Origin of the sequence: Micromonospora sp. NPDC048871 (genome assembly GCF_043198155.1) — a bacterium.
Lineage (GTDB): Bacteria > Actinomycetota > Actinomycetes > Mycobacteriales > Micromonosporaceae > Micromonospora.
Window position 1 is genome coordinate 881863 of record NZ_JBICUM010000001.1, and the last position, 26431, is coordinate 908293.

18 protein-coding genes are annotated in these 26431 nt (G+C 69.9%); 6 read left to right on the forward strand and 12 right to left on the reverse strand.

Annotated features, from left to right (window positions below; translation table 11 throughout):
- Window positions 1-86 precede the first annotated feature (86 nt).
- Window positions 87-1121: a S66 peptidase family protein gene (locus ACGFIK_RS04190; protein WP_327022711.1), complete on the reverse strand. Its 1035-nt coding sequence runs from the start codon at window positions 1119-1121 to the stop codon at window positions 87-89.
- A gap of 252 nt (window positions 1122-1373) precedes the next feature.
- Between ACGFIK_RS04190 and ppc the strand changes: the two genes are divergently transcribed.
- Window positions 1374-4160 carry a phosphoenolpyruvate carboxylase gene (ppc, locus tag ACGFIK_RS04195; RefSeq protein WP_327022712.1) on the forward strand — a complete coding sequence of 929 codons (2787 nt, stop codon included), beginning with the start codon at window positions 1374-1376 and terminating at the stop codon, window positions 4158-4160.
- Between the two features lie 151 nt (window positions 4161-4311).
- On the opposite strand, the gene ACGFIK_RS04200 is transcribed toward ppc, so the two are convergent.
- From ACGFIK_RS04200 to ACGFIK_RS04230, 7 genes are all read right to left on the reverse strand, one after another.
- A complete protein-coding gene (locus ACGFIK_RS04200) occupies window positions 4312-5313 on the reverse strand; it encodes an ROK family protein (RefSeq protein ID WP_327022713.1) in 1002 nt (333 codons plus the stop codon).
- Window positions 5310-6725 carry a lyase family protein gene (locus ACGFIK_RS04205; RefSeq protein WP_327022714.1) on the reverse strand — a complete coding sequence of 472 codons (1416 nt, stop codon included), beginning with the start codon at window positions 6723-6725 and terminating at the stop codon, window positions 5310-5312. The genes ACGFIK_RS04200 and ACGFIK_RS04205 overlap by 4 nt, the downstream gene beginning before the upstream one ends.
- 91 nt (window positions 6726-6816) lie before the next feature.
- Window positions 6817-7692 carry a creatininase family protein gene (locus ACGFIK_RS04210; protein WP_327022715.1) on the reverse strand — a complete coding sequence of 292 codons (876 nt, stop codon included), beginning with the start codon at window positions 7690-7692 and terminating at the stop codon, window positions 6817-6819.
- Window positions 7680-9428, reverse strand: a complete 1749-nt coding sequence (locus ACGFIK_RS04215) for an iron ABC transporter permease (RefSeq protein WP_327022716.1) — start codon at window positions 9426-9428, stop codon at window positions 7680-7682. The genes ACGFIK_RS04210 and ACGFIK_RS04215 overlap by 13 nt, the downstream gene beginning before the upstream one ends.
- Complete coding sequence (locus ACGFIK_RS04220; protein ID WP_327022717.1) at window positions 9425-10498, reverse strand: ABC transporter ATP-binding protein; 1074 nt, start codon at window positions 10496-10498, stop codon at window positions 9425-9427. The genes ACGFIK_RS04215 and ACGFIK_RS04220 overlap by 4 nt, the downstream gene beginning before the upstream one ends.
- A gap of 64 nt (window positions 10499-10562) precedes the next feature.
- Entirely contained in the window at window positions 10563-11621 is a 1059-nt protein-coding gene (locus ACGFIK_RS04225) for an extracellular solute-binding protein (RefSeq protein ID WP_327022718.1), read from the reverse strand.
- A 290-nt stretch (window positions 11622-11911) separates the two neighbouring features.
- The gene (locus ACGFIK_RS04230) at window positions 11912-13063 is read right to left on the reverse strand and encodes an ROK family transcriptional regulator (RefSeq protein WP_327022719.1); all 1152 of its coding nucleotides are present in this window, start codon (window positions 13061-13063) and stop codon (window positions 11912-11914) included.
- A 526-nt stretch (window positions 13064-13589) separates the two neighbouring features.
- On the opposite strand from ACGFIK_RS04230, the gene ACGFIK_RS04235 reads away from it, so the two are divergent.
- From ACGFIK_RS04235 to ACGFIK_RS04245, 3 genes are all read left to right on the forward strand, one after another.
- Window positions 13590-16325 carry a sugar-binding protein gene (locus tag ACGFIK_RS04235; RefSeq protein WP_327022720.1) on the forward strand — a complete coding sequence of 912 codons (2736 nt, stop codon included), beginning with the start codon at window positions 13590-13592 and terminating at the stop codon, window positions 16323-16325.
- Window positions 16326-16449: 124 nt separating this feature from the next.
- Entirely contained in the window at window positions 16450-17622 is a 1173-nt protein-coding gene (locus ACGFIK_RS04240) for a DNA recombination protein RmuC (protein WP_327022721.1), read from the forward strand.
- A gap of 162 nt (window positions 17623-17784) precedes the next feature.
- Window positions 17785-21051, forward strand: coding sequence for a S8 family serine peptidase (locus tag ACGFIK_RS04245; RefSeq protein ID WP_327022722.1), 3267 nt, complete (start codon window positions 17785-17787; stop codon window positions 21049-21051).
- A gap of 102 nt (window positions 21052-21153) precedes the next feature.
- On the opposite strand, the gene ACGFIK_RS04250 is transcribed toward ACGFIK_RS04245, so the two are convergent.
- Genes ACGFIK_RS04250 through ACGFIK_RS04260 form a run of 3 tightly spaced genes read right to left on the reverse strand, consistent with a single transcriptional unit; the run spans window position 21154 to window position 23563 of the window.
- The gene (locus ACGFIK_RS04250; protein WP_327022723.1) at window positions 21154-22044 is read right to left on the reverse strand and encodes a hypothetical protein; all 891 of its coding nucleotides are present in this window, start codon (window positions 22042-22044) and stop codon (window positions 21154-21156) included.
- 51 nt (window positions 22045-22095) lie between these two features.
- Window positions 22096-22530, reverse strand: coding sequence for a hypothetical protein (locus ACGFIK_RS04255; protein ID WP_327022724.1), 435 nt, complete (start codon window positions 22528-22530; stop codon window positions 22096-22098).
- A 55-nt stretch (window positions 22531-22585) separates the two neighbouring features.
- Complete coding sequence (locus ACGFIK_RS04260; RefSeq protein WP_327022725.1) at window positions 22586-23563, reverse strand: 4-hydroxy-3-methylbut-2-enyl diphosphate reductase; 978 nt, start codon at window positions 23561-23563, stop codon at window positions 22586-22588.
- Between the two features lie 169 nt (window positions 23564-23732).
- Here ACGFIK_RS04260 and xseA point away from each other — a divergent pair, with 169 nt between their 5' ends.
- Both xseA and ACGFIK_RS04270 read left to right on the forward strand, forming a co-directional pair.
- A complete protein-coding gene (gene xseA, locus ACGFIK_RS04265) occupies window positions 23733-24965 on the forward strand; it encodes an exodeoxyribonuclease VII large subunit (RefSeq protein ID WP_327027263.1) in 1233 nt (410 codons plus the stop codon).
- Between the two features lie 60 nt (window positions 24966-25025).
- Window positions 25026-25247, forward strand: a complete 222-nt coding sequence (locus ACGFIK_RS04270) for an exodeoxyribonuclease VII small subunit (RefSeq protein WP_327022726.1) — start codon at window positions 25026-25028, stop codon at window positions 25245-25247.
- 189 nt (window positions 25248-25436) lie between these two features.
- Here ACGFIK_RS04270 and ACGFIK_RS04275 read toward each other — a convergent pair whose 3' ends face one another.
- Window positions 25437-26276, reverse strand: a complete 840-nt coding sequence (locus tag ACGFIK_RS04275) for a hypothetical protein (RefSeq protein ID WP_327022727.1) — start codon at window positions 26274-26276, stop codon at window positions 25437-25439.
- Between the last annotated feature and the right edge of the window lie 155 nt (window positions 26277-26431).

Below are 26431 nucleotides of genomic sequence, written 5' to 3' on the forward strand. Positions count from 1 at the left end.
GCGTTGATCATGAGGTTGGCGGCAGTTTTATAGATCGAGATCGCCGCCAACCTCATGATCAACGGGGGTGTGGGGGGTGGGGTGGGTTAGTAGCGGACGGAGATGCGGCGGGCCAGGGGGTCGACGCGTACCTGGCCACCGTAGGGGATGATCAACTGGGGGTCGGTGTGGCCGAAGTCCACGTCGAAGACCAGCACCGCCTCCGGGGCGTACTCGGCGAAGGCCCGGCTGACCGCGGCGCGCTGCTGCTGGGCGTACGTCGTCTTCTCGGGTGGGGTGAGCCGGCGGCCGAACTCCCACGCCTTGGCGCGACCGACCAGGGCGGCGGGGAAGCCGGCCAGCAGGCCTCGCTCGCCCAGGTTGCGCAGCATCCGGTAGACCTCGACGGCCGACGGCAACTCCTCGGAGGTCTCCATCAGGAAGACCGAGCCGTGCAGCGACTCCGTCGGGGCGACCCGGTCGGCGGCGAGCAGCCAGTGCAGTATCTCCAGGTTGCCGCCCCAGGTGGGCCCCTCGACCACCTTCGCCGGGCCCTGCCAGTGCCAACCGGTGCCGGGGAACATCACCGGCTCCTTTGCCAGGCAGTCGGGATCGCTCCAGTCGCTCGGCTCGTCGCCCCACTGCGGGGCCGGGGACAGGTCGTACCAGTCGGAGCGGAACAGGGCCGCCCGCAGCGAGTCGGCGGTGAGCGGGTGCAGGGCGCCGGGCCGCCCGAGGTGCACCAGCACCGACCCGCCGTGGTAGCTAACCACCCCCAGCCGGTGCAGGTGGTTCAGCAGGTTGGTGTTGTCCGAGTATCCGAAGTAGGGCTTGGGGTTGGCCCGCAGCACCTCGTCGTCCAGGTGCGGGGTGACGGTGATCAGGTCGTCGCCGCCGACGGTGGCCAGGACGGCGGTGATGCTCGGGTCGGCGAAGGCGGCGGTCAGGTCGCGGGCCCGGGCACGCGGGTCGGCGCCCATGACCCGGGTGGTCGGGTACTCGACCGGCTCCAGGCCGAAGTCCTCGCGCAGCCGACGCAGCCCCAACTCGTGTACGTGGGGGAAGAGGGCCGGCAGACCGGCCGAGGGCGAGACCACCGCGACGCGGTCGCCGGGCCGGGGCTTGGGTGGGTAGATCAACACTCCCCGACGGTACGGCGTGGTATTGATCACCGCAGCCCGGTTTCGGCGGCCCGCACCCCGGCGCTGCTCGGGGCGATATCACCGTCCCGACCAGCACTGGTATCCGCCGATCGACAGTCCGTGACGTTAAGGAGGGGCCCTTCCTATACAGAAAGCGATAACAAGGGTCCCCTCCTTTCATCCGGTCGTTCGCGGATACGATCGGGGGAAGTCGGACAGCGCTGTCCTTCGCACCAACGTGAGGAGCGCATGGTGACCGACCAGCACGATCACGACGGCCCCGACGCCGCCCTTCGCGCCGACATCCGCAGGCTGGGCACCCTGCTCGGACAGACCCTGGCCCGCCAGGAGGGTCGGCCCCTGCTCGACCTGGTGGAGGAGATCCGCGCCCAGGTCCGTACGGACGCCCCGGCCGCCGCCCGCCGCCTCGGTGGGCTCGACGTCACCACGGGCACCAAGCTGGCCCGTGCCTTCTCCACCTACTTCCACCTGGCCAACATCACCGAGCAGGTGCATCGGGCCCGTGACCTGCGGCGACGCCGGGCGATGCACGGTGGTTGGCTGGACCAGGCAGCCAAGATGATCTCCGAGCGGGGGGTACCGGCGGAGGAGATCGCCGCAGTGGCCCGCCGGTTGGCGATCCGCCCGGTCTTCACCGCCCACCCGACCGAGGCGGCCCGCCGTTCGATCCTGTCGAAGCTGCGCGCCATCGCCGACGAGTTGGACACCGAGACCGCCAACGCGATCCTCTACGGCGCCAGCGACGAGGGCCCGGCCAACCGCCGTCTGGCCGAACTGCTCGACCTGATGTGGCAGACCGACGAGCTGCGGCTGGACCGGCCCGACCCGACCGACGAGGCCCGCAACGCCATCTACTACCTGCGGGACCTGTACGCCGAGGCCGCCCCGCAGGTGCTCGACGACCTCGCCGAGACCCTGCGCACCCTGGGGGTGGAGACCTCACCGACGGCCCGCCCGCTGACCTTCGGCACCTGGATCGGCGGCGACCGCGACGGCAACCCCTTCGTCACCCCGACGGTCACCCGGGAGGTGCTGGCCATCCAGCACGAGCACGGGCTGACCGCCACCGAGGCGGCGATGGAAGAACTGATCAGCGAAGTGTCGGTGTCCCGCCGACTGCGCGGGGTGTCGCTGGACCTGTCCGCCAGCCTCGCCGCCGACCTGGACGCCCTGCCCGAGGTGGCCCCCCGGTTCCGCCGGGTCAACGCCGAGGAGCCGTACCGCCTCAAGGCCCGCTGCGTACGCGCCAAGCTGGCCAACACCCGGGCCCGGCTGCGCCTGGGCACCCCCCACGTACCGGGGCGGGACTACCGGGGCTCGGCCGAGCTGATCGCCGACCTGGAGCTGCTGCGCGCCTCCCTGGCCCGCAACTCCGGCCAGCTAACCGCCGTCGGACGGCTGGCCTCGACCATCCGTACGGTCTCCGCCTTCGGCCTGCACCTGGCGACCATGGACGTACGGGAGCACGCCGAGAAGCACCACGAGGTGCTGGCCCAGTTGTACGCCGCCGTCGGCGAGGTGGACGACTACCCCTCGTTGACCCGGTTGGAGCGCACCAAGCTGCTCGCCGACGAGCTGACCGGCCGTCGACCCCTGTCCGCCGCGGACACCCCCCTGTCCGAGTCGGCCCGCAAGACCTTCGACGTGTTCGGCACCATCCGGGAGGCCCAGGACCGGTTCGGCAGCGAGGTCATCGAGTCGTACATCATCTCGATGACCCTGGGGGTGGACGACGTACTGGCCGCGGTGGTGCTGGCCCGGGAGGCCGGGCTGATCGACGTGCACAGCGGCCGGGCCCGGATCGGCATCGTGCCGCTGCTGGAGACCCCCACCGAGCTGAACGCCGGTGGTGAACTGCTGGACGAGTTGTTGTCCCTGCCGGCGTACCGGGCCCTGGTGGCGGCCCGGGGAGATGTGCAGGAGGTGATGCTGGGCTACTCCGACTCCAACAAGGAGGCCGGCATCACCACCAGCCAGTGGTCCATCCACCGGGCCCAGCGGGCCCTGCGGGACGTGGCCGCCCGGCACGGGGTGCACCTGCGGCTGTTCCACGGCCGGGGCGGCACGGTGGGACGCGGCGGGGGGCCCACCCACGACGCGATCCTGGCCCAGCCGTACGGCACCCTGGACGGCGCGATCAAGGTGACCGAGCAGGGCGAGGTCATCTCCGACAAGTACACCCTGCCGGCCCTGGCCCGGGAGAACCTGGAACTGACCGTGGCCGCCGTGCTCCAGGCCACCCTGCTGCACACCGCGCCCCGGCAGCCGGCCGAGATGCTGGAGCGCTGGGACGCCACGATGGATGTGGTCTCCGAGTCCGCCTACCGGTCCTACCGGTCCCTGGTGGAGGATCCGGATCTGCCGGCGTACTTCTGGGCCTCCACCCCCACAGAGTTGCTCGGTGCGTTGAACATCGGCTCCCGGCCGGCCAAGCGGCCGAACACCGGGGCCGGGCTCGCCGGGCTACGGGCCATCCCGTGGGTGTTCGGCTGGACCCAGACCCGGCAGATCGTGCCCGGCTGGTTCGGGGTGGGCTCCGGCCTGGCCGCCGCCCGGGAGGCCGGGCTCTCCGAGGTGCTCGCCGAGATGCACCGCAACTGGCACTTCTTCCGCACCTTCCTGTCGAACGTGGAGATGATGCTGACCAAGACCGACCTGGGCATCGCCCGGCGGTACGTGGAGACCCTGGTCCCGAAGAAGCTGCACCCGATCTTCGACAAGATCGAGCAGGAGTACGAGCTGACCCGGCGCGAGGTGCTGGCCGTCACCGACTCACCGGACCTGCTGGAGAACTCCCCCGTGCTGCAACGCACCCTGGCGGTGCGGGACACCTACCTGGAGCCCCTGCACCACCTCCAGGTGGCCCTGCTCCGGCAGTACCGCGACTCCGGTGCCGCCGGCCGCGCGGTGATCACCGCCCCCGGTGGCCGCCGAGCCCCCAACGACGGCACCGCCCTGGAACGCGCCCTCCTGACCACCGTAAACGGCATAGCCGCCGGCATGCGCAACACCGGCTGACCCCCACCCACCCACCCACCCCCACCCCCGCCCCTTCAGCGTTGATCATGAGGTTGGCGGCACTCGTTGATCTCCAACGTGCCGTCAACCTCATGATCAACGGGGCTCTGTGGGGGTGGGGGTGGGGGGGTGGGGGGGGTGGGGGGTGGGGTTAGACGGTGGCGGGGAGGGCTTCTACGGCCATGGCCAGGGAGCCGAGTAGGGCGGCGTCCTGGGCGAAGGCCGACAGGACGATCTCCGGCTGGTACGGCAGGGCGTGGCTGAGGCGCGCGATGAGCAGCTCCCGGACCACCTCGTTGCCGGCGACGCTGCCGACCAGCACGATCCGGTGCGGGTCCAGCAGCAGACAGCAGGTGACCAGGTGCCGGGCCAGTTCGTCGACCCGCTGGCGCAGCTCGTCCCGGAAGCGGCCGGGTTGCACCGCGGCGGCGCAGAGGGCGGCGGCCTGGCCGGTCAGTCCCAGGCGCTGCGCCAACTCGTCCAGGGCCCGACCGGAGAAGGTGCTCTCCAGCATCGGCTCCAGGTTCGGGGGCCAGCTGTGATCCGTCAGGCCGTAGGCGATCTCACCGGCCGCGCCGTGGTGCCCGGCGACCACCTGGCCGCCGACCGTCACCGCTGCGGCCACCCCGGTCCCCAGCCCTATCACCAGACCCGGATCGACCCCCCGCAGGGCGCCCAGGCGCAGCTCGGCGTAGGCGGCGGCGTTGAGGTCGTTGGCCACCCGTACGGAGGCCACCCCCAGATGGGCCCGGACCTCGTCGGCCAGCCGCAGCTGCTCCCACCCGGGGACGTTCGGGGCCAGTTCGATGGAGTGGTCGTGGACCACCCCGGGGGAGGCGATGCCGGCTGCCACCAGGGTGCCACCGGTCCCGTCGGCGAGTTCCCGGGCCCGGTCGAGGGCCCGGGTGAGGGCCTGCCGCGCACCCTGCTCGGCGTTGGTCGGCAGTCGCTCGGAGACGAGCAGCCGACCGTTGACGTCGCCCACGCCGATCGCCATCTTCGTGCCGCCGAAATCGATACCGAGCAGTCGCGGGTTTGCCGGTTGTTCCATGGTGTTGTCAGATCGCCCTTCGGGCCGTCGGTCCAGGTACTTCTGCGCTCGCGGCGGCAGCACCGCCGCTGTCGCACCGTGCTGCCGGTGCTGCCCGGTCACGGGCTCACCCTCGCGGCGACCGCCTCGGCGAGCGCGGCATCGGCCCGGTGCAGCCGGTCCCGCAGGGTGTCCACCCGGGCCGCCACATCGTCCATGATGGAGCGCAGCTGCGCCACCTGTTGACGTACCGCGGTTTCCCCGGGGCCGTCCGCCTGGGCCCGTCGCAGCACGAATTCCGGGCGTACGGCGGCGGCCAGCAGATCCTCGATCGCGGCCTCGCCGAGCTGGTCGGCCAGCCCCAGATCGACCGCCGCCGCCCGGACCTCCTCGACGGTCCAGGTGGCTGGCGCACCGGCGCGTACCAGTCGACCCAGCAGGGAGTGGGCGCCCCGGAACGGTACGCCGTGGCGGGCCAGCGCGTCGGCGGCGGCCGTCGTGGTGGCACCCGCGGCGACGATCTCCTCGCTGGTCGGCGGACGCAGCGGATCGAGCTCCGCGATCAGCCCGCCGAGCAGGGAGAAGAAGCGGTACGCCCGGTCGTCGCTGTCCCAGAGCCGGGCCTGCACGTCCGTGGTGGCGTTGTTGGAGTCCTCCCACCAGGCCGCACCGACGTTGTTGAGCACGCTGGCGGCGTCGGCCGCGGCGGCACCGGCCATCGAGACCAGGTGTTCCAGTACGACCGGGTTGCGCTTCTGCGGCATGATGCTGCTGCCCTGGGTGAATGAGCCGGGGGTGACCACCCAGCCCCAGGTCAGCCAGTCCATCAGGGTACGGGCCAGCCGGGCCCCGGTGGCCAGTGACTGCGCGTTGAGGGTGGCCACCCGGACCAGGTGGTCCGCCCCGGCCACCGCCTCGTAGGAGTTGACGATGAGCTGCTCGAAGCCGAGCAGGTCCGCCAGCCGGCGGGGCGAGATGTCCAGGTCGGTGCCGGCGAAGGCACAGGAACCCAGGGGCGAGCGGTTCATCTCGTCCAGCAGGTCGGCGTAGGCGACCCCCTCACCGGCCAGCGCCTCGGCGTAGCCGGCGAAGACGTGCCCGATGCTGGTCGGCTGGGCCGGGCGACGGTGGGTGTAGCCGGTGATCACCACATCGGCGTGCCGGTCGGCCCGGTCCAGCACGGTCCGGCCGGTGGTCAGCACCGCGTCGAGCACCTGGAGCAGCTGGTCGCGCAGCACCATCCGGAACACCCCGGCGTCGAGGTCGTTGCGGCTACGGGCCAGTTGCACGCTGAGCTGGGCGGGTTCCACCCCGCAGGCGGCGGCAAGGCGCTTCTCCAGCGTGTAGTAGACGTCCTCCACGCTGCCGTCGTAGTCGAGGTCGCCGGGCCGGTCCTTGGCGAGCACCAGCAGGCCACGCAGCATCATCGCGGCGGAGTCGGCGGGGATCAGCCCCTGCTCGGCGAGCATGACGACGTGCGCCTGGCTGGCCTTGACCATGGCCGGGTACAGGTTGGCGACGTGATGCTCGAACACGACGCGAAGGTGGTGCTGTTGATACGTGGTCAGTGACGGGGTCATCGTGGCCTCCCAAGTGGTCCGTCGTCCTGCGCAGCCGGCATGTTGGTCATCCGAGGGCCTGGTCCGACCGTCCGGTCCCGTCGGGTCGGTCGGACCAGGCCGGTCGGTCGGACCAGTCGGGCTGGTCCGTCCCGGGCGGGCTGGGTAACGGTGCCGCCAGCCACGCCTCGATCACCTCACGCAGCCGCGCCCCGGCCAGGTGCCGGATGCGTTGCCCGGCCGCCTCGGTGGCCAGCGAGACATGCCCCGACCAGCCCTGCCAGGGGTCGGGCCGCGACTCGATGAGGACGTACGGGTAGGGGGTGGGCAGCTTCGGCTTCGGCGGTAGGTCCCCGGTGGCGGCCAGGTGCACCGCCTCCGGATCGAAGGCGAGCACGGCCGAACTCTCGTACGCTCCGCCGTGTCCCCGGGCCGGCAGGTCCCCGAAGATCTCGCCGGTCTCCTCCGGGCCGACCAACTGGAACCAGTTGACCAGCAGCAGGCTGGCCAGGTGTCGGCCGGAGACCCACTCCATCGCGGCGCGGACGGTGGAGAGGTTGGCGTCGTGACCGTTGACCACGAGCAGCCGGGGGAAACCCGACTCCACGATGCCGGCCAGCACGTCGCTGAGATAGCCCACGGCGATCTCCGGCCGCAGGGCCACCGTGCCCGGCCAGGGACGGGTCTGGCCGGGACAGGCGGCGTACGGTGCGGCCGGAAAGAGCACCGCCCGGGCGGTGCCGGTGGCCAGTTCCCCGGCGAACCCCTCGGCGAGCAGCAGGTCGGTGCCGAGGGGCAGGTGCGGACCGTGCCACTCGACGGCCCCCACCGGCAGCACCGCCAGGTCAGCCGCCTCGGCCACCGCGGCCAACGCGTGGCCGGGTACCCGGGTGATCGGCAGCAGTCCGCCCTCGGCCTTCCACCGTTCGATCAGTTCGTCCACTGCTCGGCCCTCCGGGTGGCGGTGCGGCTGCTCTCCAGCCGGCCGGAGAACCACATCACCACGAAGATCAGCGCCACCTGGAGCATGCCGTAGGCCGCGGCGGTGCCGAGTTCGAACGAGTACATCCGGTTGTTGATCGCCACCGAGATCGGCACGGTCGAGGAGGTGTAGATCAGCACCGAGGCGACGAACTCGCCGACACCGTGCACGAAGGCCAGCAGGGCACCGGCGAGCACGCCGGGCAGCATCAGCCGTACGGTGATGGTGTAGAAGGCCCGCAGCCAGGAGGCGCCGAGGTTACGGGCGGCCTCCTCCAGCGAGGGGTCGATCAGCGCCAGGGCGGCGGAGCTGGACCGGAACACGATCGGCAGGAACCGCACGAAGTAGGCCAGCGGCAGGATCCAGAAGGTGCCGATCAGCACCTGCCCGAAGCTGAAGGCGTTGCCGGTGCTGAAGGCCGAGATCAGGTTGATCGCCACGACCGTTCCGGGCAGGGCCCAGGCGATCATGACCGCCACGTCGAGCAGCCCACGGCCGAAGAACTTCAGGCGCCGCACGGCGTACGCGACGAGCACACCGATCACCACACAACCGACGGCGGCGAGCAGGCTCATCTGCAGCGAGTTGAGGATCGGCTCGAACGCCTTGGGGTCGGAGAAGATGGTGACGAAGTTGTCCAGGGTGTACGTCTCCGGCAACACCTGGGTGGTCCAGGTCCGGTTCTCCGAGAAGGCCACCAGGGCGATCGTGGCCACCGGGGCGAGCAGCACCATCGTGGCCAGCACCGAGGCGATCGGGGCCAGCCACCGGCCGATCGGGTTGTTCAGCTCCCGGCGGTTCGCCGAGATGCCCTTCGACTGCGACTGGTAGCTGCGCCGACCCTCGTACCACCGCATCGCCAGCAGGAAGATGATCGAGACGATGCCCAGCACGGAGGCGTACGCCGAGGCCATCGGCAGGTCGCCGTTGGTGCGGTTGATGTAGATCTGCATCGTCATGGTCTGACTGACGTTGAACAGCAGAGGCGCGGTGTACGAGGCCAGCGAGGTCATGAAGACCAGCAGGGAGGCCGAGACCATCGCGGGGGTGAGCATCGGCAGCAGGACGGTACGCCAGACCCGTACCCGCCCGGCACCGAGGTTGTAGGCCGCCTCCTCGACGGAGGGGTCCATCCCGGCCAGCGCGGCGGCGGCGGCCAGGTAGAAGAAGGGGTACATGGTGAAGGTGTGCACCACCAGCACCCCGGCGATCCCGTCGAAGGCCAGGATCGGCCGTTCGGTGCCGAAGAGGGCCTGCAGCCCTCGGGGCAGGATGCCGATGTTGCTGTAGAGCAGCTGGAAGGAGACCGCGCCGATCAGCGGCGGCAGGGCGGCCGGCACCAGGATGATCGCCTCGATGAGGCGGCGACCCCGGAAGCTGAACCGCTTGAGCAGGAAGGCCATCGTCACGCCGACGATGCCGCAGAGCAGCACGCTGGCCGCCGAGATGAACAGGGAGGTGAACAGCGACTCCCGGGCCACCCCGGAGGAGGTGAAGAACTGGAGGTAGTTGCGGGTGCCGTTCTCGCTGACGCTCTCCGAGAAGGTGGCGAACATCGGGTGCACGACATAGCCGTAGAGCACCAGGACCAGCGGCAGCACGAGCAGGTACGGGAACCACTGCGAGTTGGTGCCGCCGGCCAGACGCTGGCGCAGCCAGGCCAGCCGGGGCGGGGCGGTTTCGGGCAGAGCGGTCACGGCTTGACCACCCAGAGCCGTTCCCGGACCAGCCGCAGGCCCACCAGGTCACCGACGTTGATGCTCGACGGCGCGTCGACGACGGCCGCCATCACCTCGGTACCCTCGGCGTCCACGGTCAGGTTGGTGGCCATTCCGGTGAACTCGACATGGGTGACCCGACCCCGCAGGGCGGACTCGTCCTCCCCACTCGCGAGGGTGATGTGCTCGGGACGGACCGACACCAGGGCGGTGTCACCCTCGGTGAGACCGTGTCCCGTGGCGGCGCCGACCTCGATGGTCGTGCCGTTGGGCAGGCGTACCTCGACCCGGTTCTCAGCGGCACCGACCACCGGCAGGCTCAGCACGTTGCTGCGCCCGATGAAGCGGGCCACGAAGGCGTTGGCGGGCCGGTAGTAGATCTCCTGCGGGGAGCCGACCTGCTGGACCTTGCCGGACTGCATGACGGCGATCCGGTCCGACATGGCCATCGCCTCGGCCTGGTCGTGGGTGACGTAGATGGCGGTGTTGCCGCTCTCCCGCTGGATGCGCCGGATCTCGGTGCGGGTCTCCTCGCGCAGCTTGGCGTCCAGGTTGGACAGCGGCTCGTCGAGCAGCAGGGTGCGGGGCCGGATGACCAGGGCCCGGGCCAGGGCGACCCGCTGCTGCTGGCCGCCGGAGAGGGCGTCGATGCGCCGGGCACCGTACCCGGAGAGGTGCACCTGGGCCAGGGCCTCGGAGACCCTGCGGTCCCGCTCGGTCCGGGAGACCCGGCGCACCCTGAGCCCGTACGCGACATTCTGCGCCACCGTCATGTGCGGAAAGAGCGCGTAGTTCTGGAACACCATGCCGGCGTCCCGCTTGTTCGGCGACAAGTGCGTGACGTCGTCGTCACCGAAGTGGATCTGCCCGGAGGTCGGAAAATAGAAGCCCGCCACCATGCGCAGGGTCGTCGTCTTGCCGCAGCCACTGGGTCCGAGCAGAGTGAAGAACTCGCCGGCGCCGATGGTGACGGTGACATCGTCGACCGCCGCGCTATCGCTCGACTTGTCGAAGCGCTTGCTGACGGCAGTCAGCCGGACATCGATCATTTCTGGGTCCTTCCAGGACGGAGCCGGGTCGTGCCGGGGGGGCACGACCCGGACCCCGATCAACTCAGCCCTTGTCCTTGATCTCCGCGTTCCAGTGCGTGATCCACTCGGTCTCCTTCTGACCGATCACGTCCCAGTCGACGTTCATCGGCCGGAGGTCGAGCTGAGCCAGCCACTCCGGCTTCTCGGCGATCTCCACCGCGGGGATCTGGAAGTAGTCCTTGGCGAGGGTGGCCCGCAGCGAGTCGTCGAAGAGGAACTCCAGGAACTTCTGCGCACCGGCGGTGTTGCCGCCCTTGATCGCGGCCACGCCGTCGACCAGCACCGGAGCGCCGGCGGTCGGCATGATGTAGCCGAACGGCATGCCCTCGTTGGCCTGGAGCAGGATGTCCTGGAGGTTCCAGGCGCTCACCACGCCCTGCTCACGCGACATCTTCAGGTAGAGGTCGGCCGGGTTGGCGGCGTACTCGACGGTGTTGGTGTCGAGCTTGAGCAGCCAGTCGTAGCCCGGCTGCGGGTTGGAGCCGTCCGGCGAGAGCCGCTGGATCATCGAGGCGTAGATCGAGCGCATGGTGCCGGAGGCGGCCACGTCCCGGATGATGATCTTGTCTTTCCACTTCGGGTCGATCAGGTCGTCCCAGTCCTGCGGCGCGGTCTGCGGGGTCAGCGCCTTGTTGTTGTACATGATGACCTCGGGCAGCAGGATCTCGCCGAACCAGCGGCCCTGCGCGTCCTTGTACCGCTCGTCCATCTTGGCGGCGAAGGTGGGCTGCCACGGCGCCAGCAGATCCTCCGCGGCACCGGCGGACAGACCCTGCTGGGTGCCACCCCACCAGACGGAGGCCTGCGGGTTGGCCTTCTCGGCCCGGACCCGCTCCAGCACCTCCTGGGCGCCCATGTTGAGCACCTCGACCTTGCCCTTGTACTCAGGGTTCTTGGTCGTGAACTGCTCGACGACGAAGTCGGTGACCGACTTGTCGCGGGCGCTGTAGATGACGAGCTTCTCGGCCGACGGGGCACCGGACGCGCCGGCCTCGCCCTCGTTGTTGTCGCTGCTACCGCAACCGGCGGTGACAGCCAGCATCGCGCCGATCGCGATGGCCATGGCCAGAGGACGTCTCATTGGTACCTCCACTTGACGGGGGAATCTATGGGAAGTTTCCGATAGACAGCTGTAAATCGGACTCCGCCGAAAACGGGGTGGTTCGGGCGGATGAGGGATGCGGACGGGACCGGAGCGGGACACGTCGTGACGCACCGCCGCTGCCGGCTGTCACCCCGGGGCGGGGGCGGCAAGGGCGGACGAGTGTCGGTGCTCAGGGGTGGTGGTGTAACGGGGGTCGGGGTGGTGGGTACGGCGGTGGTGGCTCTAGCAGGGTCGGGGTGGTGGTTTCTCGAAGGGTGGTGTTCTGGTCAGGGCAGAGAGGGCAGGGGGACCGCGGCCGACAGCGCGTAGCTGATCGCTCCGTGCAGTACGGCCTGGTCACCGAGGGTGGCTCGACGCACCTCGGTGGGTGCGGGGGTCTTGGCGGCGAGAAGACTCTGGATCTGCTCCAGCGCGGCGTCGTCGAGCTCCGCGGCGGCGCCGCTGAGCAGCACCAGCCCGGGGTCGATCACGCAGACGCAGGAGAGGATGAGCCGCGCCCAGGCGTCGAGCACCTCGTCCAGGTACTCGCGGGCGGGCTTCGAGGTGGCGGCGAGTTCGATCAGTTCCCGTACCGGCGACTCCGGTCGTCGCCCCGGGTTCAGCGCGACCAACCGCTCGGCGATGGCGTTGACCGACCAGCGGGCCTCGAACTCACCGACGCCGCTGTAGCTGCGCACCGGCGCGGCGTCCACCGGCAGGAAACCCACCTCGCCGGCGGCTCCGCTGGCACCCCGGCGAACCTTGCCGTCGAGCACCAGCCCGGCGCCGATGCCGTCGGCGACATGGATCAGCAGCAGGTTGGCGACATCGGCTCCAGCACCGGCCACGCATTCACCGGCGGCCATGAGGTTGACGTCGTTGTCGACGACTACGGGCACTTTGAGTCGCTGCTGGACGGACTCTCCGATCGGCCACGCCTCGACCAGCCCGACGGAGGGGGCCAGGCGTACGGCACCGTTGGTGGAGACCCCCGGCACCGCGATCGCCACCCCGCGCAGTGAGGGCAGGTTGTCGCCGACCAGGTCCAGGACGAAGTCGCAGACGGTCTCGACCACGTCGCCACCGAACCGTGCGGTGCGGTGCGCGATGAGCGCCCCTTCGCTGTCGGCGATCTCGCAACTGATCCGGGGTGGTTCCAGCGAGACCGCGGCGACGAGCTCGGCACGCGGGTTGAACTCCAGCATCTCCCGAGGTCGCCCGGTGGTGGGGGTGCCGGGTCCCCGCTCGATGAGGTAGCCCTCGGCGATGAGCTCCCGCACGAGCGCGGTCACCGTGGCCGCCGGCAGGCCGGTCATCTCCGCCAGGTCCACTCGGGACAACAGCCGCGCCTGCCGGGCGGCCAGGATCACCGAGAGGCGCTTGATCTCTCGGGACCGCTCACGGCTGACCGGGCTGGTCGCTGCTGCTCTGTCGGACACGATTAATTCCTACTGAGAAAAAAGTGGACCGTCAAGTAACGAGATGATCTCAGCTCCGACCAGGCAAAACGATAGATCGACAAGCTATCTCCACCGGTCCGGCCACCCCCGAAGGCGCACATCGGACCCCCGGGGAGAAGTTGATCACCCAAACTGGGGCGAAGGTAACTATTGCTCTAGCCACACCGATGGTCGGTGCCCCCTGAACAGGCACATCGTTTCTTCGGAAAAGGAAGAAAGTACTGACGGACCCTTGACTATCGGAGCGCAAGATTCCTAGCGTTACGGCCCGAAGGCCTTCCGGTGGAGCTACCCCCGCCACCGTCGCACCGCTCACGCCGTGACGGTGTGTGCGCACAACCCCCACCCCCGACAACAGCACCATCACCTACGGAGACCGCACCGGTCTCCAGTGGACAGCTGTCCGCCATCAGGGCCCGGCATGAGTCACGTGTCAGGGGGCCTCGGCCGGCCCTGCATCCGTCCCAGACGCAGCACGCGCTCCCTTACGCGAAGAGGTATGCCCATGAGATGGCGCACCACGGCGACGATCGCCATGTGCAGTCTGCTCACGCTGGGCCTGGCCGCTCCGGTTCAGGCTCACCCCAAGGGCTCGTCGCCCAAGCACCCCTCACCTTCGAAGAGCCAGCCGAAGGGCCCGTCCAAGTCCGACAAGCCCGTCGACCTGGACATCATGTTCATCGGCGCGCACCCCGACGACGAGGCCGGTCAACTCGGCATGCTGGGATACTGGAACGAGTATCACGGCATGAAGGCCGGCGTCATCACCACCACCCGTGGCGAGGGTGGCGGTAACGCCACCGGCTTCGAGGAGGGCCCGGATCTCGGTATCCTCCGGGAGGCCGAGGAGCGCAAGGCGGTCGCCTACGCCGGCATCGAGCACATCTACAACCTCGACGCCCTCGACTTCTGGTACACCGCCAGCGCTCCGCTGACCGCCGAGGTCTGGGGTTACGACGAGACGCTGTCCCGCATCGTGCGGGTGCTGCGGACCACCAGGCCCGAGGTCATCCTGACGATGAACCCCTCGGCCACCCAGGGCAACCACGGTAACCACCAGGAAGCCGCGATGCTGGCCGTGGACGCCTTCTACGCGGCGGCCGACCCGAAGAAGTTCCCGGAGCAGATCACCAAGGAGGGCCTGGAGCCCTGGCGGGTCTCCCGGATCTTCCAGACCGGCGGCAGCGGCTCCGGCAACCTGGGTCCGTCCTGCGAGACCAGCTTCACGCCGACTGAGGCCAGCAACGTCATCTTCGGCACCTGGCAGGGTTACGAGTCGGCGCGCCACGACGGCAACCGGTGGAACACGGTCACGACCTGGGCCCGCCGGGAGTACGTGTCGCAGGGCTGGGGCAACAGCTCCTTCCCGACGACCAACCCGGACAACATCGGCTGCAACCGGCTGACCCTGATCGACTCCCGCACCCCGTACCCGGACCCGAACGTGGGCGCCGGCACCGGTGCGCTCCAGGGCGCCACCCTCCGTGCGCCGGGTGGCCTGCCGCTCGGCACCGAGATCCACGTGCGTCCGGAGAAGTGGGAGGTGCTCGCCGGCAAGTCCATCAAGGTCGACACCGTCCTCTACGCCACCCAGGACATCAAGGGCGCCAAGGTCGCGCTGCAGGTTCCGGCCGGCTGGCGGGTCAGCGGCAACGGCAACGTCGGCACGCTCAAGAAGGGCAAGGAGGTCGTGAAGAGCTTCACGGTCACCCCGCCCGCGCAGCTTCCGGTGGGTACCCGCTTCAAGATCGAAGCGACGATGACCAGCAGCAAGGATGGTAGCGGCACCAGCAGTGGACGGGTGCAGGCGACCGCTCCGGTTCGGGGCACCCTCGAGCCGCTGGAGGAGATCGCGGACTTCCGGGCGTGGACCGAGCAGAAGAAGGTCAAGCAGCTCGACGCCCTCATCGAGTCGCTGCTCAACATCCCGAGCGGCAAGAGCCGCAGCGTCCGGGTGGACCTGGCCAACCACAGCGACACCGTCCAGTCCGGCACCGTCCGGCTGAACCTGCCGGCCGGTTTCTCGGCGAACCCGCAGCAGCTGCCGTACAGCGGGCTCCAGCCCGGTGCCCGTAGCTCGGTGACCTTCACGGTGACCAACACCGACGCCACGCTGCCGACCGCCAACCGGGCGCCGGACAACGGTGCGTACCGGCTCCAGATCGAGACCACCTACAACGGTGGCAGCGCCACCGAGCCGGGTGCCTTCAACCTGGTGCCGACCACGGTGATCCCGAAGGCCACCACCGCGCCGGCCGTCGACGGCCACGGCCACTCCCACGAGTACACCGGCGAGGTCATCGACATCTCGACGCGCTGGGAGGGTACCGCCACCACGGCGGCGGACATCTCCGGCACCGCCCAGATCACCCACACCGACGACGCCCTGTACGCCATCTTCAACATCACCGATGACGTGCTCGGCCGGTTCCTGCTGCCGGAGGACTGCAAGCGCCCGCGTCGTGCCGACGCCGTCGAGTTCGGTATCGACCCGCGGGGCAACTCGGCGAACACCTCCACGGTGTTCAACGTGGCGCTCTTCCCGGCCACCAACGACCCGGCCAACGGCAACCCGCCGTGCTTCGCCCGGGAGCGGGACAACCACCAGGGTGGCCCGGAGACCGCACCGGGTCTCGAGGTCGCCTCGGTTCTCACCGGCACCGGGTACCAGATCGAGGTCAAGGTTCCGTTCAGCGTGCTGCCGGACACCATCGACCCGAACAACATGGGCATGAACATCCTGGTCAACGACTCGGACACGCAGGACCTGTCCACGCAGACCCGGATCGGCTGGTCGACCTGGAGCGGCGTGCGGGCCGACGCGTGGCGCTGGGGTGTCGCCACCCTGCCGGGCCTGCCGGCGCGGCCGGCGGCGCCGAAGGCGCCGATCATGCCCGACACCGCGGCGCAGAGCGTCAAGTCGCCGCAGACCATCCTCCAGTCCGCCTCGGACGGGGTGGCGCCGGGTGGCTACGCGGCTCTTGACGACAAGATCGTCAAGATCAAGAAGGTCACCAAGTCCTCCTCGAAGGTCTCGGTGCAGTTGAAGGTCAAGAAGTCCGGCATCGCCCGGGTCTTCATCTGGGACGGTGAGCGGGTCGTGGCGCAGACCGAGGTCTCGCTGAACAGGGACCGCACCCTGGTCCTGCCCCTCAACGGTGCTCTGCCGGCCGGCTCCTCGCTGCTCGTCTCGTACGAGCGCGGCGGCGCCACCCTCGGCCTGGCTCACCACCTGAGGTGAGCCGACCCGGTCACCGCGTCGCTCTGACGCGGTGACCGGCGATGGGCCGGGCCTTGTGCCCGGCCCATCGGCATTTCCGGCCCCAGCGCGGCACCGTCGGCACACCTTTGGCAAGCTCGTGAGGATGGAGCTAGCGACCCTGGCGGTGGTCGTCGTCTGTCTCGGCGCGGGCGGCGCGGTGGGCTGGTTCGCGGCCCGGTCCCGGGCGGCCACCGAGATCGCCCGGTTGGACGCCACCCTGCGGGCCACCCGGGAGGGCGAGGGGCGGCTGGAGCAGTCGATGCGGGCGCTGAGCTACGAGGCGACGGCCCAGTCCCAGGAGGCGGTCGCCCGCGCGGTGGCACCCCTGCACGACACCCTGCGCCGCTACGAGCAGCGGGTGGCCGAACTGGAACGTGACCGGGTGGACGCGTACGCCGAACTGCGTGAGCAGGTCAGGGCGATGAGCAGCGTCTCCGGCGAGCTGCGCACCGAGACCAAACAGCTGGTCGCGGCGCTGCGGGCCCCGCAGGTACGCGGCCGGTGGGGCGAGCACCAACTGCGTCGGATCGTCGAGGCGGCCGGCATGTTGGAGCACTGCGACTTCTCCGAGCAGGTCACGGCCGCCACCGACCAGCAGACCGTACGCCCCGATCTGGTGGTCCGGCTGCACGGCGGCCGGACAGTGGTGGTGGACGCCAAGGCCCCCTTCGACGCGTACCTGACCGCGATGGAGGCTCGCGACGAGCGCAGTCGTGACACCCAGCTCGATGCCCACGCCCGGCATCTGCGGGCCCATGTGGACGCGCTGGCGGCGAAGTCGTATTGGACGGCCTTCGAGTCGACCCCGGAGTTCGTGGTGCTGTTCGTGCCAGCCGACACGTTCCTCGATGTCGCCCTGCAACGCGATCCGACCCTTCTGGAGCACGCCTTCACCCGCAACGTGGTGCTGGCCACCCCGGCCACTCTGGTAGCAATGCTGCGTACGGTGGCCTGGTCCTGGCGGCAGGAGCAGTTGGCCCGCAACGCGGTAGCGGTGCATTCCCTGGCCCGGGAACTCTATGGTCGACTTTCCACCCTAGGCGATCATGTAGCCAAACTCGGCAGCTCACTCGGCGGCGCGGTGACCGCCTACAACCGGGCGGTGGGGTCGCTGGAGGCCCGGGTGCTGGTCAGCGCCCGCAAGCTGGCTGAGCTGGGAGTTTCTGACCAGGAGCTGTCCACACCGGCTCAGGTGGAGTTGGCTCCCCGGCAGCCGCAGGCCCCTGAGCTGCTGTTGGAGGAATCCAACTGGGAGGGTCGAACTCGGTCAACCTAATCGAGGTCTTATCACCTTCGATGTGACATTGGGCGTCCCACGTATCACGAGATGGTCACAACGTACCTGTCGGTAGTGACATTGACGGTCGGCACCACGAAGGATTTCGCTCACGCGTGCCCTGCATCTGAGGGCGCCTGAGTTCTCTGGAGGAAAGAGAACGTGAGCAGACCCCGAAACCTGAGCCGGCGTACTTCCGCCGCGCTCTTCGCCTCGGTCATGGCGGCGGGTGCCGTGTCCGTGGTGGGCGGTACCGCCACCGCGAGCGCCGCTCCTGCCGGAACCGACCCGGCCCAGGTCACCCCCGCCGAGGCCCTGGGCGAGCACGACGCCAAGCTGCTCGCCGAAGCAGAGGCCAAGAAGGCCCCCAACATCACGATGATCGTGGCCACCGACAAGGGCAAGGCCAAGGAGGTCGCCGACGACCTCAAGGACCTGGGTGCTGCGGTCACCCAGCGTTTCGACACCATCGGCTACGTGCTGGCCAAGGTGCCGACCAGCAAGGCGGTCAAGGCCGCCACCCTGCCCGGCGTCTCGGCCGTCGACCTGGACGAGAAGATCCAGCTGCCCGACCCCAAGCCGGAGGTCGTCCAGGGCGGCAAGAAGGGCGACAAGCAGGGCGACACCCTCAGCGGCCCGGGCGCCAACACCCCCGCCGACAACCCCTACATGCCGACGGGCGAGACCGGTGCGGTCAAGTTCGTCAAGTCCAACAAGAAGTGGGACGGCCGGGGCGTCACCATCGGCGTCATGGACTCCGGTGTGGACCTGGAGCACCCGGCGCTCCAGCAGACCACCACCGGCGAGCGGAAGATCGTCGACTGGGTCACCGCCACCGATCCCCTGGAGGACGCCAGCTGGCGCCCGATGCTCAACCAGGTGACCGGCCCGTCCTTCACCCTCGCCGGCCGCACCTGGACCGCACCGGCGGGCACCTACCGGTTCAACCTGTTCAGTGAGTCGATCACGAACAACAGTGAGCCGGCCGGTGACGTCAACCGCGACGGCGACCGCACCGACCAGTGGGGTGTCCTGTACGACCCGGCCACCAACAACGTCTGGGTCGACACCGACCAGGACGGCGACTTCACCGACGAGGCCCTGATGCGGCCGTACAAGGAGAAGTTCGACGTCGGCTACTTCGGCACGGACGACCCGGCGACTCCGGTCAAGGAGCGGATGTCGTTCGTGGTCGAGTACCGCAAGAACGTCGACACCACTCCGGTCGGCGGCCCGGGTCTGGTCGACTACGTCAACATCGGCATCATCGAGAGCGCGCACGGCACCCACGTCGCCGGCATCACCGCCGCCAACAGCATGATGGGCAACAGCGCGTTCAACGGTGCCGCCCCCGGCGCCAAGATCGTTTCCTCCCGCGCCTGCTCCTGGGGTGGTGGCTGCACCTACGCCGCCCTCACCACCGGCATGGCCGACCTGGTGATCAACCGTGGGGTCGACGTCATCAACATGTCGATCGGTGGTCTGCCGGCGCTCAACGACGGCAACAACGCCCGCGCCACCCTCTACAACAACCTGATCACCACGTACGGGGTGCAGATGTTCATCTCGGCCGGTAACTCCGGTCCGGGTGTGAACACCATCGGCGACCCCTCGGCCTCCAGCAACGTGGTCAGTGTGGCCGCCAGCGTCAGCAAGGACACCTGGCTGGCCAACTACGGCTCCGTGGTCAAGAAGAAGAACGCCCTGTTCAACTTCTCCTCGCGGGGTCCGCGTGAGGACGGCGGCGCCAAGCCGAACATCGCCGCGCCGGGTTCGGCCATCTCCACCACCCCGGTCTGGCAGGCCGGCAGCCCGGTCGCCGAGGCCGGCTACGCGCTGCCGCCGGGCTACGCCATGTTCAACGGTACGTCGATGGCCTCCCCGCAGGCCGCCGGTGCCGCCGCCCTGCTGCTCTCGGCCGCCAAGGCCAACCACCTGGGGGTCACCCCGGAGGCGCTGCGTCGGGCGATCTACACCTCGGCCAAGCCGATCGCCGACACCCCCACCTACGCTCAGGGCTACGGCATGTTCGACGTGCCGGGTGCCTGGAAGCTGCTCCGCAAGGGCGTCCAGACCCGCTCGTACACCGCTGACGCCCCGGTCTGCACCCCGCTGTCCAGCCAGCTGGCCACCCCGAACCAGGGCACCGGCATCTACAACCGCTGCGACTCGGCCAACGGTGGACAAAAGATCAACCAGTCGAAGTCGTACCAGGTGAAGCTGACCCGGACCAGCGGCCCGGCCGGCAACATCAAGCACTCCATCGGCCTGCGTGGCAACAACGGCACCTTCTCGGCGCCGAAGAACGTCACCCTGCCGCTGAACCAGACCGTCACCATCACGGTCACCGCCAGGCCGAAGACGGCCGGTGCGCACAGCACCATCGTCACCGTGGACGACAAGGCCACCAACACGATCGACTTCGAGTTCTCCGCCGTCGTGGTGGCCTCGAACGACGTCGTGAAGCCCAACTTCGCCTACTCGGCGCAGGGCTCGGTGGACCGCAACCACACCACGTCGTACTTCGTGACGGTGCCCCCGGGTGCCGGTGCGTTGCAGGTGAACCTCTCCGGCATCGCCACCGCGTCGCAGACCCGCTTCATCGCGTTCAACCCGTACGGCGTCCCGGTGGAGAGCACCTCCAGCCTGGCCTGCTTCACCAACCACGTCAGCACGGTGGTCTGCAACCCGTTCGAGCGTGACTACGCCAACCCGATGCCGGGCATCTGGGAGATCGAGGTGGAGTCCCGGCGTACCTCGCCGTCGCTGAACAACCCGTACCAGATCCAGGCCCGGGTGCAGGGCGTAGCGGTCGAGCCGGCCGTGGTCGAGCTGCCCTCGGTCACCACCGGTACCCCGACCCCGGTGACCTGGTCGCTGAAGAACACCTTCGGCCCGGTCACGGTCACCGGTCAGGGTGGTGCGCTGTCCAGCACCCACACCGAGCGCCCGACCATCGTGGAGCTCGCCGTGCAGGAGTTCACCGTCGAGGTTCCGGCGGGGGCCACCAGCTTCACCGCCCGCATCGGCAACGTCTCCAACGCCAGCGCCGACCTCGACCTGTTCGTCTACCGGGGCGCCACCCTGGTGGCGTACAACGCCGACGGCGACTCGGAGGAGTTCGTCACCCTCAACAACCCGGCGGCCGGCACCTACACGGTCGTCGTCGAGGCGTACTCGGTCGACGGCGCGGGCGGCAGCACCGCGTACGACTACCGGGACTCGTACTCCTCCCCGGCGCTGGGCACCCTGACGGCGTCCAGCAACAGCCTCACCCTGGCGCACGGCGCCACCGGCACCCTGACCGGTACGGTGACCGCCCAGTCCGCCCCGCCCGCGGGCCGGACCCTCTCCGGTGAGCTGTCCGTGGTGACCAGCGAAGGCGCGGTCGTCGGCCGCGGCTCGGTCAACATCGGCTCGGTGAACTGACCCAGCACCACCGCACCACCCAGGGAGCCCGCCTCCGGATCCACCGGAGGCGGGCTCCCGCCCGTTCAGGCATGTCTCTGGCTGCGGACTTTCGCTCCTGGCCTAGCCGATCGCCGGCCTCGGCTGATCACCCTTCGCCCGATGCCGATCCGGCCGGTCGGGGCGCAGCCCCGCCACCAGCAGCAGGTATCCGGTCAGTTCGGCGGCGACGGCCAGGGCCGGTGCCATGACCAGGATCGGGCTGACCATGGCGCCGGTGAACACAGTCCCCCGGGTCGGGGACAAGGGCAGCAGTGTGTACGGGGCCAGCGCCGCATCGATGTGGAACAGCGCTGCCACCACCAGCAGGACCGCACCACCGGTGGCCCGCCGCCGACCCTGACCCAGCAGTAGCGCAGCCAGCAGGAGGGCGGCCAGGGCGAGCGCCAGGGGCGCGAGCACCGCGGCGGCGAGCACCTCAGTGCCGGGCTGCCCGTCGTGCTGGTCCGCCAGCTCGACCTCCATCGTGTTGCGGCGCACCTCGACCACCCGGAACACCGCGTACCCCAGCACCGGCCCGCCGGCCAGCAACAGCCCGATCACCAGCCGTCCACTCGCAGGGGAGTCGGTTCGCGGCCGTCCCCCGGCGGTTGCCCGCCGGTTCACGAGGGCCAGCAGCAGCACGAAGACCAGTGCCGCCCAGGTCAGTTCAAGCCCGGTCCACAGCCCCTCGGTGAACTCCGGAGGCGGACCGGGCTCGAGGACGTGCCACCGGTAGCCGGCGGCGGCAGGATCGACCGGCATCGTCGACCAGGCGTCGACGGCCACCACGACGAGCCCGGCCGGCACCACCCAGCGCGGCGACGGCAGACCGACTACCAGCGCGTACGCCAGGATCAGGGCCACCGCGAGGACCTCGGCGTGACGCAGGATCGGCGCGGAGGTGAGCACACCCGCCAGGTGTACGGCGAACAGGAGCCCTGCCGACGGCAGGAGCAACGATCGTAGACGCATCGATGCATCCTGCCGTCCGGACAGGATTCTCGCGCCCCCGGCGGGGCTACCTCAGGCGCGCTTGGCGGAGGCGACCTTGAAGGGGGTGCCCTGCTGGCAGGTGGTCATCAGGCCCGGTTCGGGTCGCCCGGTGACCGTCACGGCGGCGCCTGCGGTCAGCACCTCGCGCGGGCCGCCGAGCAGCAGGTAGCCGTCGAGCAGCAGGCAGCCGGGCTCGACCCCGGACTCGATCTGACCGGTCAGGGTCATCTCACCGGTGGAGGTCGGCTGCGGCGGGCCGCCCGGGCGTTTGCCGGGTCGGCCCAGCGGGCCGGTCGTGTCCGTCGGGTCGGCCGCCGGAGGCTCGGTCGGGTCCGGGGTGGGCAGCTCGGTCACGGTTGGCGCTCCCGTCGGGGTGGCGGTGCCGTCCCCGGCGCCCTGGCCGGCGCAGGCGACGAGCGCGGTGCAGACGATCAACGCCGCGGCGGCGATCCGAAGGGTCCTCATGCCAGTCTTTGACGTGGTAGCCGGGTGATCCGTTCCATCTTCTCGGGTGGGCCGCTCAGCCGCGGGCCGCCGCAGCGGCCTTCATGTCGCGCTTGAGTTCCTGCGGCAGGGAGAAGGTGAGTCGCTCGTTGGCGGTCACCACCTCCTCCACGTCGGTGTAGCCGCGCGCGGCGAGATGGGTCAGCACCTCCTGGACCAACTCGTCCGGGACGCTGGCTCCCGAGGTCAGGCCCACCGTCTGGGCGCCGACCAGCCAGGCGTCGTCGATCTCGTGGGCGAAGTCGACCAGGTGCCCGGCCCGGGCGCCCGCGTCCAGGGCCACCTCCACCAGGCGTACGGAGTTCGAGGAGTTACGCGAGCCGACCACGATCACCACGTCGCACTCGGCCGCGATCTCCTTGACCACATGCTGACGGTTACTGGTGGCGTAGCAGATGTCGTCGCTGGGCGGCGACTGGAGCATCGGCAGCCGCTTCTTCAGCCGGGCCACCGTCTCCATGGTCTCGTCCACCGACAGGGTGGTCTGCGACAACCAGACGACCTTGTTCGGGTCACGCACGGTGATCCGGTCGGCGTCCTCCGGGCCGTCCACCAGCTGGATGTGCTCCGGGGCCTCGCCGGCCGTGCCGATGACCTCTTCGTGGCCCTCGTGACCGATGAGCAGGATGTCGTAGTCCTCGGCGGCGAACCGCTTCGCCTCCTGGTGCACCTTGGTCACCAGCGGGCAGGTCGCGTCGATCGCCTTGAGGGAGCGCTGCTTGGCCTGCTCGTAGACCTCGGGTGCCACCCCGTGGGCGGAGAAGATCACCGTGGCGCCCTCGGGAACCTCCTCGTTCTCCTCCACGAAGATCGCGCCCTTGGCTTCCAGCGTCCGCACCACATGCTTGTTGTGCACGATCTGCTTACGCACGTAGATCGGCGCACCGTAGAGCTTGAGGGCCTCCTCGACGGTCTGCACCGCCCGGTCGACGCCCGCGCAGTAACCGCGGGGCTTGGCCAAGAGCACGCGCTTCCCGATGCCAGCCTCAGTCACCCCCCCATCCTACGCCCGCCCCCACTCCCCCACCGCCTGCAGCTGTTGATCATGAGGTTGGCGGCAGTGTTCGATCTCCACCCTGCCGCCAACCTCATGATCAACGGGGCTCGATGGGGGTGGGGTGGGTGGGGTGGGTGGGGGTTAGGGTGGGGGGGTGGGTGATGGGGTGGGTGGGGGGACGGGGGCCGGCAGCTCGGGAGCCAGCAGCTCGGAGGAGCCGTGGCCGGTGCGGGTGGTCAGTCAGAAGATCGGCGCCTGGGTGGCGCGGCTGGGCTGGGTGTGGGTCGACGGGCAGGTGGCGCAGATCAGCCGGCGGCCGGGAGCCAGCACGGTTTTTCTGACCCTGCGTGATCCCTCGGCGGAGCTGAGCCTCACCGTCACCACCAACCGGGACGTGCTCGACTCCGGCGCTCCCGAGCTGCGTGAGGGTGCCCGGATCGTGGTGCACGCCAAGCCGGAGTTCTACGCCGCCCGGGGCACCCTCAGCCTGCGGGCCGACGAGATCCGCCAGGTCGGCCTGGGTGAGCTGCTGGCCCGGCTGGAGAAACTCAAGAAGCTGCTGGCCGCCGAAGGGCTGTTCGACCGGGCCCGCAAGCGACGGCTCCCCTTCCTGCCGCAACGCATCGGGCTGATCACCGGTCGGGCCAGCGCCGCCGAACGGGACGTGCTCACCAACGCCCGCCGCCGCTGGCCGGCCGTGGAGTTCCGCACCGTGAACGTCGCCGTACAGGGCCCGGGAGCCGTCACCCAGATCATCGACGCCCTGAAGGTGCTGGACAGCGACCCGAGCGTCGACGTGATCATCCTGGCCCGGGGTGGCGGCGGCATCGAGGATCTGCTGCCCTTCTCCGACGAGGCGTTGTGCCGGGCCGTGTTCGCCTGCCGTACCCCGGTGGTCAGCGCGATCGGCCACGAGACGGACGCCCCGCTCGTCGACTACGTCGCCGACGTACGCGCCTCGACCCCCACCGACGCCGCCAAGCGGGTGGTGCCGGACCTGGCCGAGGAGATCCGCCTGATCAACCAGGCACGGCACCGGCTGCACCGGGCGGTGCACCACCTCCTGGATCGGGAGAGCCACCGGATCGAGGCCCTGCGCTCCCGGCCGGTGCTGGCCCGCCCTCAGGTGATGGTCGACCAACGGGCCGCCGACCTGGCCGCCCTGCGCCAGCGGGCCGAACGCAACCTGGGCCACCGCCTGGCCGCCGCCGACGACGACCTGCGGCACACCCTGGCCCGGCTGCGGGCCCTCTCCCCCGCCGCCACCCTCGACCGGGGGTACGCCATCGTGCAGCGGTCCGACGGCCATGTCGTCCGCGCGGCCGACCAGGTCGGCCCCGGTGACCCCCTGCGGGTACGCCTGGCCGAGGGCGAACTGGCCGCCACCGTGACCACCTGACCACCGCAACCCGCGGTGCGGTGGCGGGAGGTGTCGGAGGGTTGTGTTGAGATGGATGCGATGACTGACGAGCAGACGAGCGGGCCCGACGAACGGCTCAGCTACGAACAGGCCCGGGCCGAACTCGCCTCGGTGGTGGATCGGCTGGAGGCCGGCGGGACCTCCCTGGAGGAGTCCCTGGCCCTCTGGGAGCGGGGTGAGGCACTCGCGGTGATCTGTCAGCGCTGGCTGGACGGGGCCCGCGCCCGCATCGAGGCCAGCCGACAGAACGCCGCCGGCTGACCGCCCCACGCCAAGCCAACCGGTAAGAACGCGGCCGAGCGCTCGCGCGGCGACAGACCCAGCCGGCTGACCACCCCGCGCCGCGCCAGCCGACAAGAACCCAGCCGCGTGATCGCGGTCAGCCAGCGGAGCGCAAAGAGTGATCGCGCGACGCCAGGTGGTGAACCCGGGCCGCGCGATCGGTGGTGCTCAGTCGAAGAGGTTGTACAGCTCCGGCGGCGCCTCTACGACCTGGTCGGCCGGGGGCTTCTGGGCTGCGGTCGCGTTGCCGTAGTCGCTGTAGGTCACCCGGATCTCCTGGGTCGCCGCCCCCGCCTGAACCCCGGGGATCTGAAGGACCATCTCGGTGAGCCGACCCTGGGTGTCCGTGGTGGCGGTGAAGGGCACGGAGTTCGCCTGCGCGCCGAGGGCCGTGATCATGCTCTGGTCCAGCGAGCCGGCCTCGGCCGCCTTGGACAGGTCGATGGTGCCGGCGTACGCACCGTCGCCGGCACGGCGTACCTCCGTGATGGCCTGGGTGAGCACCGCACTGCCAGCGGGGTCGACCTTGTCGAAGTCGAAGCCCAGGTTGCGGTTGCCCTGGATGCGGGTCTGGTCCAGGTGCTGGTACTTGCCGAGGCTGAGCTTGTCCCGCCCGGGGACGCTGGACGCCGCCGAGCCCTGAAGATCCAGCTTGACCCAGCTGTCCGGCTTGGCGTGGATGAGGTCGAGGGTCATCGCCAGGTCATCGGTCGGCTCGCCGATGCTCACCTTCATCTGGGCGCTCTGGCTGGGCTGGTGGACCTGCCCCTCGGCGGTGGAACCGGCACCGGACATCCGGAACCGGAAGTTGCCGTTGCTGATCTCCCGGGTGGAGTCCAGCAAGGCCTGCTTGGCGTCGGCGTCGCCGGCCGCACCACTGGCGGTCGTGGTGGCCGACGGCGTGGCGGTGGTCCCGGCGGTGCCGTCACCGGTGGTGGTGCAGGCGGCGACTCCGGGCGTAAGCAACGCGGCGGCCATCAGGCCGGCGCTCAGTCGTCGAACGGTCATCGGTGTCTCCCAGCAGGGTCGCCCGACGCATCTCGCGCGCCGGAGGCTGTCTTCTCTGTTCCCTGCCGGCCGGTCGGGCAATCACCTACTCCGGCACCGACTCCCAGGATCCCGGCCCGCCACCCACCCCACAGACGCCGAACGGGGAAGCGGAT

Bases quoted from the DNA above. Each gene is read 5' to 3' on its own strand.
- ACGFIK_RS04225 (WP_327022718.1), bottom strand. From the start codon at position 11,621: ATGAGACGTCCTCTGGCCATGGCCATCGCGATCGGCGCGATGCTGGCT.
- ACGFIK_RS04235 (WP_327022720.1), top strand. From the start codon at position 13,590: ATGAGATGGCGCACCACGGCGACGATCGCCATGTGCAGTCTGCTCACG.
- ACGFIK_RS04275 (WP_327022727.1), bottom strand. From the start codon at position 26,276: ATGACCGTTCGACGACTGAGCGCCGGCCTGATGGCCGCCGCGTTGCTT.
- ACGFIK_RS04250 (WP_327022723.1), bottom strand. From the start codon at position 22,044: ATGCGTCTACGATCGTTGCTCCTGCCGTCGGCAGGGCTCCTGTTCGCC.
- ACGFIK_RS04220 (WP_327022717.1), bottom strand. From the start codon at position 10,498: ATGATCGATGTCCGGCTGACTGCCGTCAGCAAGCGCTTCGACAAGTCG.
- ACGFIK_RS04270 (WP_327022726.1), top strand. From the start codon at position 25,026: ATGACTGACGAGCAGACGAGCGGGCCCGACGAACGGCTCAGCTACGAA.
- ACGFIK_RS04255 (WP_327022724.1), bottom strand. From the start codon at position 22,530: ATGAGGACCCTTCGGATCGCCGCCGCGGCGTTGATCGTCTGCACCGCG.
- ACGFIK_RS04240 (WP_327022721.1), top strand. From the start codon at position 16,450: ATGGAGCTAGCGACCCTGGCGGTGGTCGTCGTCTGTCTCGGCGCGGGC.